At 73.4% G+C, this 10,970-nt stretch carries 12 protein-coding genes; 7 read left to right on the forward strand and 5 right to left on the reverse strand.

The genetic code is table 11. The features are described 5' to 3' along the window. Window positions 1–55 precede the first annotated feature (55 nt). On the forward strand, window positions 56–529 hold the full coding sequence (locus tag AOK09_RS25540; protein ID WP_245687477.1) for an AAA family ATPase: 474 nt from the start codon (window positions 56–58) through the stop codon (window positions 527–529). A 549-nt stretch (window positions 530–1,078) separates the two neighbouring features. Beyond that, entirely contained in the window at window positions 1,079–1,573 is a 495-nt protein-coding gene (locus tag AOK09_RS25545; protein WP_055589591.1) for a phosphatase domain-containing putative toxin, read from the forward strand. Window positions 1,574–1,660: 87 nt separating this feature from the next. Here the strand turns inward: AOK09_RS25545 and AOK09_RS25550 are convergent, their stop codons facing one another. Continuing rightward, complete coding sequence (locus tag AOK09_RS25550) at window positions 1,661–2,197, reverse strand: hypothetical protein (protein WP_055589592.1); 537 nt, start codon at window positions 2,195–2,197, stop codon at window positions 1,661–1,663. 86 nt (window positions 2,198–2,283) lie between these two features. Here AOK09_RS25550 and AOK09_RS25555 point away from each other — a divergent pair, with 86 nt between their 5' ends. Next, window positions 2,284–2,946, forward strand: a complete 663-nt coding sequence (locus tag AOK09_RS25555) for an aminoglycoside phosphotransferase family protein (RefSeq protein WP_055589593.1) — start codon at window positions 2,284–2,286, stop codon at window positions 2,944–2,946. Window positions 2,947–3,000: 54 nt separating this feature from the next. On the opposite strand, the gene AOK09_RS25560 is transcribed toward AOK09_RS25555, so the two are convergent. Continuing rightward, window positions 3,001–4,212, reverse strand: coding sequence for an FAD-binding oxidoreductase (locus AOK09_RS25560; protein WP_055589594.1), 1,212 nt, complete (start codon window positions 4,210–4,212; stop codon window positions 3,001–3,003). A gap of 221 nt (window positions 4,213–4,433) precedes the next feature. Further along, a complete protein-coding gene (locus tag AOK09_RS25565; RefSeq protein ID WP_055589595.1) occupies window positions 4,434–4,619 on the reverse strand; it encodes a hypothetical protein in 186 nt (61 codons plus the stop codon). A 243-nt stretch (window positions 4,620–4,862) separates the two neighbouring features. Here AOK09_RS25565 and AOK09_RS25570 point away from each other — a divergent pair, with 243 nt between their 5' ends. Continuing rightward, entirely contained in the window at window positions 4,863–5,555 is a 693-nt protein-coding gene (locus tag AOK09_RS25570; RefSeq protein WP_055589596.1) for a DUF6215 domain-containing protein, read from the forward strand. Window positions 5,556–5,699: 144 nt separating this feature from the next. Here AOK09_RS25570 and AOK09_RS25575 read toward each other — a convergent pair whose 3' ends face one another. Continuing rightward, window positions 5,700–6,728 carry an ArsR/SmtB family transcription factor gene (locus tag AOK09_RS25575; protein ID WP_055589597.1) on the reverse strand — a complete coding sequence of 343 codons (1,029 nt, stop codon included), beginning with the start codon at window positions 6,726–6,728 and terminating at the stop codon, window positions 5,700–5,702. A 91-nt stretch (window positions 6,729–6,819) separates the two neighbouring features. Here AOK09_RS25575 and AOK09_RS25580 point away from each other — a divergent pair, with 91 nt between their 5' ends. From AOK09_RS25580 to AOK09_RS25590, 3 genes are all read left to right on the forward strand, one after another. After that, window positions 6,820–8,253: an MFS transporter gene (locus AOK09_RS25580; RefSeq protein ID WP_407675436.1), complete on the forward strand. Its 1,434-nt coding sequence runs from the start codon at window positions 6,820–6,822 to the stop codon at window positions 8,251–8,253. A gap of 269 nt (window positions 8,254–8,522) precedes the next feature. After that, window positions 8,523–8,951, forward strand: coding sequence for a cupin domain-containing protein (locus AOK09_RS25585; protein ID WP_055589603.1), 429 nt, complete (start codon window positions 8,523–8,525; stop codon window positions 8,949–8,951). Between the two features lie 500 nt (window positions 8,952–9,451). Continuing rightward, window positions 9,452–9,823 carry a cupin domain-containing protein gene (locus tag AOK09_RS25590; RefSeq protein WP_055589598.1) on the forward strand — a complete coding sequence of 124 codons (372 nt, stop codon included), beginning with the start codon at window positions 9,452–9,454 and terminating at the stop codon, window positions 9,821–9,823. Between the two features lie 121 nt (window positions 9,824–9,944). Here the strand turns inward: AOK09_RS25590 and AOK09_RS25595 are convergent. Next, a partial coding sequence (locus AOK09_RS25595; protein ID WP_055589599.1) for a M1 family aminopeptidase occupies window positions 9,945–10,970 on the reverse strand: 1,026 nt, incomplete at its 5' end.

The raw sequence follows: 10,970 nt of genomic DNA on the forward strand, positions 1-10,970 counted from the left end.
CCGGGTCTCGATCCAAGCCGGTGTCTGGCTGTGACGGCTCCCGTAGGATCGCTCCGTGGCGAAGGTCCTGATCACGGGGATGTCCGGTGCCGGGAAGTCGACGGCACTCCACTTCCTCCGTCTCAGAGGGCACCGCGCAGTGGACACCGACACCGACGTCTGGAGCCACTGGGTGACCCAGCCGGACGGCACCGCCGACTGGATCTGGCGTGACCAGGCCATCATCGACCTGCTGAGCGGCCACAACGACGGCGACCTCTTCGTGGCCGGCTGCAAGACCAACCAGGGCCGGTTCTATCCGCTGTTCGACCACATCGCGCTGCTGAGCGCACCTGCCGAGGTGCTGCTCGCCCGGATCGCGGCGCGGACCAACAACCCCTACGGCAAACTGCCCGGTGAACGAGACGCCGTCGTCCGCCATCTGGCCACCGTCGAACCCCTGCTCCGTGCGACCGCAACCGTCGAAATCGACACCACCGCACCCATCGACCAGGTCGTCCAACAGCTGGAAGCACTCACAGGGCACTGACCCTGCGGGAGACGCCCCGAACGGCGACGGCTCAAGCCGGTGGTCGTTCCGGGTCGCCGGCAACCGGCCGTGACCGGTAGCCCTGAAGGACCGTCGGTGGGCAGTGAGACCGTCGGTCACGGTCGGCGCATCAGGCCTTCGACGCCATGGGCCACTTCGAGGCACCGATCGACCACGTCCGGCCCCGGGCCGCCGCGGATGCCGGTGGACCATGGCGGTGTACGCTCTCCGCAGGCCGTGCCGCCCCCGCCCGCTGCGCGCGGGCCGCACCGAACGGCCCCGCCCGCTGTGACCGCACGGTCCAGAGGCTCCGGCGACAGCCCAAATCCTCGCCCTCGGGACGAGTTGCAGTGCACGCGCGCAGGATGCGCCGCCGCCGTTGACGACGGCCGGAGTGCCGCTGCCGCCCGCCTGAGTGCCTCGCCGAGAAGGCCGCCCGGCGGCTACGGCTGCGACGGGGATCCTCGCCGCACCTGCTCGGCCTCAGCCGCCACCGCGTGATCATCACCCGACCCGACCCGACCCGACCCGACCGAAGGTACCGCTGACATGAGACCCGCTCTCTTCACCGTCGACCTGCCCGGCCCTGGGCGACTGAGCACCATGGCCAGGCCCCGAGGCGGTGACTGGCTCGAAGAGGAGATGGCCGCGCTCAGGAACTACGGCGTCGACATCGTGGTCTGCGCGCTCACCGCACCCGAACTCGACGAACTCGGCCTCGCAGACGAACCCCGGGCAGCCGAAGCCGCCGGGCTGCGGTTCGTCGCGCTACCCGTTCCCGACCGCGCCGTTCCCGACCGCACCGCGATCCTGCCCACCCTGCAGGGGCTGGCCGAGCGGCTGCACGACGGTGCACACATCGTCACCCACTGCCGAGCCGGCATCGGACGCTCATCGCTCCTTGCAGCCGCACTCCTCATCCTGAACGGCGTTGAGCCCGGCACCGCCTGGGCCCGGATCGAACGGGCCCGCGGCCTCGCAGTCCCGGACACCGTCGAGCAGCGAGAGTGGACGATGCAGCTGCCCGGACAGGCGCGGTGTTGACACATCAGCTGCCACCCCTGGGGTGGCGAGCCGTGCCGCGACATGCAGACGGACACAGCCGGGGCCGGCGCGTGCACCCATGGTCTGTCACCGACCGCTTCCACCGGCGGGCGAGACGTTCCACACCGGGGGCAGAGCGCCCCCGCAGAACACACAGACGAAGTCGTCCTCGCGCACGATGGTGCGTTCCCGGCAGTCCGGGCAGCGCCGGAACACCACCTCGTGGGTGAAGCCGGACGGCGGTACCAGCCCGGCCTGATCCAACGCGTGGGCGACCGCCGGCCACGAGCCGGCGTCCGGGCAGTAGCCGGTCGAGTGGTTGCTGACGTCACCGACCGTCCAGCGGCCGGCCGCGCCGGGGACGAATCCGATCTCCCCGGCGCTCAGAACCGGCTCCCCGCCCGCGCACGCCACATGCTCGCTTCGGCGGGGGGCGAGCCGCAGCACGCCCTCCCCGTCGACCACGAAGGTGAACGGCTCGGCCGCCTCCGCAGCCGACTGCTCCGCGGCCCAGGCGGCGAAGTCGGCTGCCGAACGGATCCGGCGGCCTCCGCCACCGGGCCCAACCCCGGCCTTCAGCTCCGGCGGCCCCACATACGGATAGCTCCGCCCCCAAGTGCTCACGGAGTCACCGTAGACGAACGATGCCGTGGGGCGGCTGCCCGCAGTGGTTTTCTCGCACCCGGCCCGTTCCGGCTAGGTTCTCCGGCATGGACATCGGGGAGTTGGTGGGCGCGGGCCGCACCGCGGATGTGTTCGCGCTGGACGACGGGCGGGTGCTGCGCCGCTATCGGGACGGTGCTGACGCCACCGGAGAGGCCGCCGTGATGGCGTACCTCGCGGAGCAGGGGTTCCCCGTTCCCGCCGTCTGGCCGGGGACGGCCGCGGGTGACCTGGTGATGCAGCGGCTGTCCGGAATGACGATGGTGGAGGCCCTGGTCAACGGCGTGATCACGGCCGAGCGGGCCGGCCGGATGCTGGCCGAGCTGCTGCAGCGTCTGCACGCCGTCCCGGCGCGCCTCTCCGCGGACCCCGCGCATCGGGTGCTGCATCTGGACTTCCATCCCGAGAACGTGGTGCTGACACCGCAGGGACCCGTGGTCATCGACTGGGCCACGTCGGCTGAGGGGCCGCCCGGCCTGGACTCGGCGATGGCCGCGCTGATCCTGGCGCAGGCCGCCCTCACCATGCCCGCCGTCTCCGAGGTGGCCCGAGCCGTGCTCCGCTCGCTGCTGCGGCATCTGGACGGCATCGAGGAGGAACACCTCGCGGAGGCCAGGCGGCGGCGGGCCGCCAACCCGACGCTCAGCCCGGACGAGGTCGGCAGCCTCGATGAGGCGGTGGCCCTGATCACCGGGACCGCCGGTCGCTGACGGCGGATGACCCTTCGTTCGCCCCGGTGATCCGCCGCACCGGCCCGGGGCGCCTCAGTCCATGTCGGCCTGCCACAGGTCGGGGCCGAAGACCTCGTACTGGATGTCGCGGGGTTCCACGCCGTGGTCGATCAGCTTGCTCCGTACGGCCTGCATGAACGGAACCGGCCCGCACAGGTAGTACAGCGCGTCTTCGGGCAGGTCGAGGATGGTCGGGTCCATCAACCCCTGGAAGACTCCGGCCACCGGCTCATGGCTGGCCGCCTCCTTCGCGTACCACAGGTACATCCGCGCGTTCCTCAGCGCCAGGATGTCGTTGACCACCTGGCGGCGCAGCGGGAAGGCCTCCTCGTGCAGGTCGGCGTGGAGCAGGGTGATCGACAGCCCCGACTCGGCCGCGACCAGGTGCGAGATCATCCCCGCCATCGGGGAGATGCCGATGCCCGCGCCGGCGAAGACGACCGGCCGCCCCGAGTCGTCCAGCACCACGTCGCCGTACGGCAGCGAGAGCGTCAGGGCGTCGCCCACCCCCACGGAGTCGTGCAGCAGTGTCGACATCTCGCCGTCGGGGTCGTCGCCCTCACCGCGCACCCGCTTGACCGAGAACTGGCGGTGTACCCCGTCGTCGGCCCGGGTCAGGCTGTACTGGCGCGGCTGGAGTGTGCCGTCGGGCATCCGCATCCGCACCGTGACGTACTGGCCGGGCAGCGAGGTCTTCACCAGGCGGTCGTCGGTGCGCTTGACCACGAACGTCACCACGTCGTCGGTCTCCTTGATCTTCCTGACCACCTCCCAGGTGCGCCACACCGTCTCCGGCCGCACCCCGCGGGCGCTGTAGAGTCCCCGCTCCTGGTTGATCAGGGCGTTCGCCATCAGCCAGTAGACCTCCTTGCACGCCGCGGCGACCTGCGGGGTGACCGCCGCGCCGAGGACGTCGCCGATCGCCCACATGAGGTGGCGGTGGACGACCTGGTACTGGTCCGGCCGGATGCCCAGGGAGGCGTGCTTGTGCGCGATCCGGGAGAGCAGCTGGTCGGGCACCCGCTCCGGCGTCTCCACCAGCGTCGTGGCGAGCGCGGCGACCGAGCCGGCCAGCGCCTGCTGCTGGAGCCCGTGCACCTGGTTGCCGCGGTTGAAGACGCCGTCCAGGAGCTCGGGGTGCTCGCTGAACATATGGACGCAGAAGCGCCTGGCGATCTCCCCGATGTTGTCGGCGACGACCGGGAGTGTGGCGGTGACGACGGGCCGGGACCTGTCCGAGAGCACGTGACTTCCCTTCGGGGCGGTGCGGGTCGAGCGGCTGTTCCTGCTTCCGCCCACGGGTACCCGGCCTCCACCGCCCCGCACCGAGCCCCTGGCTGCAGGAGGCGTCGCCGGCTCCGCCGTGCGGTAGCGGCGGCGCGTCGTGACGGTCCGTCCTCGGAGGCGGGCAGACCTGCGGTCGACGAGGCGGTCGACCGCAGGTCTGGGGCTCACGGCGGCGGAAGTCAGCTGCCGAACATGTGGCCGATCTTGCTCAGCAGCTCCTGCGGCTGGACGCCGAACTTCTTGAGCTGACCGGCGTCCTGCTTGGGGTCGATCTGGTCCGGCAGCTGCTGCTCCGCCTGCCGGGCGAGGTCCTCGTCGCCCTTGGAACGGATGAACTCCACGACCTTGTCCTTGGGAATCTGCACCAGATGTCTCCTTTCGGTGAACCCGGGCGAACCTGCCGGGCCGCCAGGGGCAGCCGCCCTGGTAGGGAGGCGAACGGCAGCGCACGTACCCCTCGTCGATGCCCTGATGCGAGGGCTGCGGCTGCTCTGCCCGTTCGGCCCAACCGCGGGGGAGAGGCGGGGGAGACCGGGCCCTTGCCGGCCGGATGATCATGAGTTATCGTCCGCGGGCACACAGGTGGGGATCATGGCGGGCGGGGGAAGATGACGGACGACTTCGACGACGCGTCCACGAAGGAGATGGGCGCCTGGGGACAGGTCGTCGCGGCCGTGGCCATGGTCGCTGCGCTCGGTCTCGGCCTGTGGTCCCAGGGGAAGGCGTCGTCCCCGGAGAGCGCCCGGTCGGCTGCCACCTGCTCGGGCGGGGCGACCGGGACACCGTCCTCACACGTCTCCGGGGCGCAACTGTGCCAGGCGCTCAACCGCCCCGACCTCGCCACGCTCCTGGGCACACCGGGGCAGACCGCGAAGATCGCCTCAGGAGGCGGCGGGTCCTTCAAACTCGCCGGCGGCGGTGAGATCGCCACTCCTTCGGCCCAGGTCGAGTTCGACACCTACACCGTGACGCTGTCGGCCACCTACGACGGTCTTCCGGTGGCCGGGTCAGCCGCGGTCCTGGGGGGCGGCGCCCGGCAGCGGACGGTTCTGGGCCGTCCGGCGGTCCTCTACTCGGACCGCACCCTCAGCATCAGTTTCCGCCTCGACGGGTCCGACGCCCACAGCGGTCCCGGCGTCCCGGCCCGCGCGCTGGCGGTGGCGCTGGACACCAGGGACAGCGGCGGCTCCCTGGAGGTGGCCCTGTGGCGCGCGGACGGTGCGGTGCCGGACGACGCGGTGCTGCTGCGCGTCGCGGAGACGGTGCTGCCCACGGTGCCGGGATGGGTCGCCGGCGTGTGAGCGCCCACGGCCCCCGCCGGGTCGTTCCTGCACCGGATGGAGGTGACGGCGGTTCGCAGTCGTCCCCGGCGTCTCCGCCGTCCACCGCCGTGCGCGCGTCGGTCTGCGGAAGTCCCGCAGCGGCAGGACCCTGCAGGACGGTGCTCAGCCGCAGGTCCCGGCCGGCTCCGCGGTCGCACCGCCCGGCTCCGCGGCCGCTCCCGCCGCCAGTGCGTCGCCGAGCGGGGTGCGCCGGTAGAGGACCGAGCGCCCGGCGCGGGCGCGGTCCAGCAGCCCGGCCCGGCGCAGCACGGTGAGGTGGTCGCCCACCGCGCCCGGCGCGAGGGCGAGGCTGTGGGCGAGCTGGGTGGTGCTGGCGGGGGTGGCGAGTTCCAGCAGCAACAGGGCGCGGGACCGCCCCAGCAGTGCCGCCAGCGCCCGGGGTGGCGCCTCGCTGCCGGGACGGAGGAGGGCGGCGGTGCCGCGGGCGGGGTAGACGACGGTCTTGGGCCAGGGCTCCTCGTGGTGGCTGGCGCCGCGCGGTCCCACGAAGACCGACGGGATCAGCAGCAGGCCCTCACCGTGCAGCCGTACGGGCTCGGAATCCCCTGACGCGTCGGCGAGTTCAAGTCCGCCGCGGCGCCAGGAGCTGCCCCGCTTGAGGCCGCTGACGGTGGCTGCCCAGCCGTGGGTGCCGATGACGGCGAGCCGGTACTGCACATCGCGTTCGCAGACGGCGCGCACCCGGGACCAGTCGGGGGCGAGCAGTTCGTGCCAGGCACGGTCGAGCGCCTCCGCGAGCAGGGCCACCGCGTCCCCGGCGTCCAGCACGGCGCGTACGGAGGGGTCACGCACCGGTCGGGCGGCGGTCAGCGCGGCGATCTCCCGGCGGGCCACGGCGGCGGGGGTGGAGCGGATCGCCCGGAGGTCGTCGGCCCAGGTCTGCGCCGGGCCGCCGGGGGGCGGCGCGGTGAAGTCCGCGCCCGCGCCGGGGACGTTCAGGGCGAGCGCCGCGTCGAGGGCGGTGGTGCGGCGCAACCGCTCGAAGACAGGTCGCAGCCGTGCCGACCAGGCGGGCGGCAGCGTGCCCTCCCCGTAGGCGAGGGCACGCAGCAGGCAGCAGAGTTCGAACGCCGGGGAGATGGCGAAGCGGCTGCGGGCCAGGTCGTCGGCGGCCACCTCGAAGCGGAGCATGCCGGGAGGATACGCCCGCCGGGTCCGGGAACCTTACGCCCCTGGACGTAGAAGTGGGCCGGGGCGAGGGGACGGCATCAAGCTGCGGATCATGACCGAGACCGCGCCCACCGCCGACCAGCCGGCCTCCGGCCTTCCGACCGCAGGTCCCCCGCCCGCCGACCCGCCGACCGCCAGTCTCCCGACCGGCAACGCCGGCACCCCGGCCGCGACCCATGTCGTGCCCCGAACCGCGCCCGGAGCCGACCGGTCCGCCGCCGCTCCGGCTCCGACTGCCGCTCCGGCTCCGACTCAGGCCCCAGAGGGCCCGGAGCCACGGCGGACCCGCTACCGGGAAGTCCTCGGCGAGCCCCGCTTCCGGCTGATGTTCGCCAGCCACACCCTCGCCGTCGTCGCGGAGTCCCTGCGCATCACGACCTTCTCCGTCCTGGTCTACGCCGCCACCACCTCACCGCTGCTGTCCGCGCTCGCGTTCGCAGCCGGCTTCCTGCCGCATCTGCCCGGCTCGATGCTGTTCGGGTCGCTGGCGGACCGGCTCCCGCCCCGCGCTCTGATCGCGGGCGGCTATCTGCTGGGTGCGGTGGGAGCCCTGCTGGTGGCGCTGCTCCACCTGCCGGTGGGTGTCAGCCTGCTGGTGGTCGCACTGGTGGCGCTGCCCGGTCCGGTCTTCAACGGCGCCTCCGGGCGGCTGGTGGCGGAGTTCCTGGAGGGCGACGCCTATGTGCTGGGCCGTTCGCTCAACAACATCGCCGCCTCCGCCGCCCAGCTGGCGGGCCTGGCCCTGGGCGGCGCGGCGGTCGCGGTCCTGGGTGCGCGTCAGACGCTGGTGGTGGCGGCCGGGCTGCACCTGGTGGCGGCGGCCGTGGTCCGGCTGGGCCTGCCGCGGCTGGCGGCGCCGCCCGCCGACGGTACGGCGGTCAGGGCCAGCCTGGCGGGCAACCTCCGGCTGCTGCGGACCCGCGCGGTGCGGCGGCTGCTGCTGGCGCAGTGGCTGCCGTCGTCGTTCACGGGCGGTGCCGAGGGGCTGATCGTGGCCTACGCGGGCGAGCGCCACTTCCCGGCGGGCACCTACGCGTTGCTGCTGGCCGCGCTGCCGGTGGGCATGCTGGTGGGCGATCTGGTGGTGGGCAGGCTGCTGGCCCCGCGCACCCGGGAGCGGCTCGTGGTGCCGCTGACCGCGTTGATGGGGCTGGCCGTGCTGGGCTTCGCGCTGCAGCCGGGTGAGGGCGCGGCGACCGTTCTGCTGCTGGTGGCCGGCGCGGCCTTCGCCTACCAACTCGGGCTCCAGCGGCCGTTCCTGGAGTCGCTCCCGCAGGAGCTCCACGGCCAGGCCTTCGGACTGCTGGGCTCGGGCATCATGACGCTCCAGGGCGTGGCTCCGGTCCTGCTGGGCGCTGCGGCGGGGGCCGCCGGCCTGGCCACCGGCACCGTGATGGGCCTGGCGGGGGCGTTCATCCTGGCCGCCGCGGCCTGGGTGGCGACCTTCCACGGCCGCCTCCCGGCCGTGGCCGGTTCGGGCAGGTGAGCACGGTCCGGGCGACGGGCGGAGGGGCCACGGGGGTGCGGCAGGGGGTGAGGTTCGTCTGAGTGGCTTGAAGACGGCGGCACCTGTCAGGGCGGGCAGCGTGTCGTCGGGGAGCCGCCGAAGGAGGTGCGTGAGTCTGGGACGGATGAACGCGGCCACTCCCCGCGCAGGAGGCGGCGCACCCGAGGCCGGACGCCGGCGGCGGACGGCGGTTCACCGGTCGCGGACGGACCCAGGAAGGTGGAGCAACAGTGGCGGACGAGGACTCCGTGGGCGAGGCCGGCGGGCAGGCGCGATCCGGGACGTGGCAGACGGCGGTGAGGGTGCTGCAGGACGTCAGGCCGCCCCACATCCCGGAGGGTGCCTCGGGGATGACCATCGAGGTCGAGTGGCCGCCCGGCGATCCCGGGACTCCACCGCACCGCCATTCGGGTCCGGCCTTCGGGTATGTGATGGAAGGGGCGGTGCGCTTCGAACTGGAGGGTGAACCGGAGCGGGTGGTCCCGGTCGGCGGGACGTTCTGGGAGCCGGGCGGGGACGTGATCCACTACCAGGACGGCAACGCCCTGCCGGACGCCCGGACCCGGTTCGTGGTGACCATGCTGTGCGAGCCGGGCCAGCCGATGCTCACCCTCGTCGACGAACAGGAACTCGCGCAGCGGGCCCATCTGCGTGCTCCCCGTCCTGCCGCGCCCTGACCCGAGTCGTCCGCGGAACCCGCCCACACCACCGCGCCCGGGAGCTCAGGCCCGGCCTCATCGAGCGGACACAGACCGTCACCGCAGTCGGCGGGACAGGGCTGAAACCGCGTCCGGCGCCGGCGCTGCGGCGCCCGCGCACCACCGGCCGTCCGCCGGCCCTGCCCCCACCGCAGCCGCGTGCCTCGCCACGGGCGGGGCGGCGGCGGACCCACCTCGACCGCAGGGGCTGGACGGCGGGCTCACCGAGGTGCCCGTTGCCGTCTGCGTCATGAGCCGGGCGCGACACGGCGTGCCGCGTGGCACGGGCTCGGGTGGGCGGTGGAGGCCTCCGCGATCCCCGGGACGGCGGCCTCCGGACGGTGGCGGAGGTGCCCGGCCCAGCCGGGGCCGTGTCACAAACGTACAAGACCGGTGGAGGCCGGGCGCGGCACGCTTGTGGAGCCGGCCGGAGGGCTTGGGAGGTCACTTCGTGGTCCGGCCTCAAGGAGGGATGCCGTATGTCCGAGTCTGCCGTCGCCGTCAACCTCGCCGACAAGCTGTCGCAGTTCAGCGAGCTGTGGTCCCAGAAGAGAGTGGCCGTGCTGAACGACTACGAGGTCAAGCTGGCCAAGCTGAAGGGGGAGTTCGTCTGGCACACCCACGAGGAGACCGATGAACTGTTCCTGGTCATCAGCGGGCGGCTCACCATCCAGCTCAGGGATGCCGACGTGGTGCTGGAGCCGGGCGAGTTGTACGTGGTTCCCCGCGGGGTCGAACACTGCCCCCGGGCGGACGAGGAGACCGCGATCCTGCTGCTGGAACCGGCGGGGACGCTCAACACCGGCGACGCGGGAGGGCCGATGACCAAGGCGGCCGAGATCCTCGGCTGATCCCGCCGGGCGTGGTGGCAGTGTGCGGCCTCACGGGGTGTCCGCTCCGGCGGACGCCCCTCACACCGCGTCCTCGGGCGGTGCGCGGGGCGGCCCCGGGCACCGCCGGGAGCGCGTCCCCTCACAGCGCGCCGGCCGCCCGCAGCACGGTCAGCGCCTGCGGCAGATTGCGGAGCGCGGCACGCACATCCTCCGGGGCCGCCACCGAGTGCGCGTTCCGTGCGACGTAGTCCCTGATGGCGGCATCGAAGGCCGCGGCTCCGGCGGCCTGGCGCGCCCGCAGGAGTGCGGCCGCCCCCGCGACATAGACGCCGTCGTTGTAACTCCCCTTCGGCGCCCCGCTTCGCCACCAGTCCCGCATCGGCTCCCCGACCCGGTTGCGTACGGCGGCGCTCAGCACCCGCGAGGTGTACCGGGCCGCCCCGGCGTCGGTGACGGCTTCCGCGTAGGTGGCGAACGCCTCGTCGAGCCACGGGTCGCGCCCCTGGTCATTGCCGACCAGGGAGTAGAAGTACTGGTGCCCCCACTCGTGCGGGACGAGCCGGACGAAATCGCCGACCTCCACATCGGGGAAGAACATGGTGGTGGGGAACTCGATCCCCGCGAACTGCGGCAGGCAGACCACCAGCCACACGTCCGGGTAGGGAAGCTGCCCGAACTGCGTCCGCATCCGCACCGCGGGCGCGCGGACCTGGGCCAGCCACTCCTCGGCCGATGTCTGGGCGTCCTCCGGTACCGCCGCCCGCACCGTGACGCCCGCCACCTTCGCCTTCGCCGTGGTGAAGGGCCCCACGGCGAAGGCGACATCCCTGACGGACGCGGCATGGAACGTGGAGACGGTGACACCGCCGCGCCGGGTCACCGACCCCGGCGTCCCCCCACCAACCACCCGCAGCCCGGCCGGAGCGGTCACGGCCAGGCGGCGGAGGCGGAACTCCTCACTCACCAGCTCCTCGCCCTTGCCCGCCACGGCCGGCTCGTCCACCCACCCCCGCCCCCGCACCCAGGCGAGCAGGGGGAAGGCCGACCCCAGCCGGGCCACCCGCCGCTGCGGGTCCACCCCGAGCCGCTCCGCTCCGCCTTCGCCCAGCCGGTCCGTGAAGCGGGCGGTGATCCGCAGACGGCGGCCGGCCGGCCGGCACGTCCT

This window comes from Peterkaempfera griseoplana (assembly GCF_001418575.1).
Taxonomy (GTDB): Bacteria; Actinomycetota; Actinomycetes; order Streptomycetales; family Streptomycetaceae; genus Peterkaempfera; species Peterkaempfera griseoplana.

Bases quoted from the DNA above. Each gene is read 5' to 3' on its own strand.
- AOK09_RS25555 (WP_055589593.1), top strand. From the start codon at position 2,284: ATGGACATCGGGGAGTTGGTGGGCGCGGGCCGCACCGCGGATGTGTTC.
- AOK09_RS25575 (WP_055589597.1), bottom strand. From the start codon at position 6,728: ATGCTCCGCTTCGAGGTGGCCGCCGACGACCTGGCCCGCAGCCGCTTC.
- AOK09_RS25545 (WP_055589591.1), top strand. From the start codon at position 1,079: ATGAGACCCGCTCTCTTCACCGTCGACCTGCCCGGCCCTGGGCGACTG.
- AOK09_RS25590 (WP_055589598.1), top strand. From the start codon at position 9,452: ATGTCCGAGTCTGCCGTCGCCGTCAACCTCGCCGACAAGCTGTCGCAG.
- AOK09_RS25570 (WP_055589596.1), top strand. From the start codon at position 4,863: ATGACGGACGACTTCGACGACGCGTCCACGAAGGAGATGGGCGCCTGG.
- AOK09_RS25580 (WP_407675436.1), top strand. From the start codon at position 6,820: ATGACCGAGACCGCGCCCACCGCCGACCAGCCGGCCTCCGGCCTTCCG.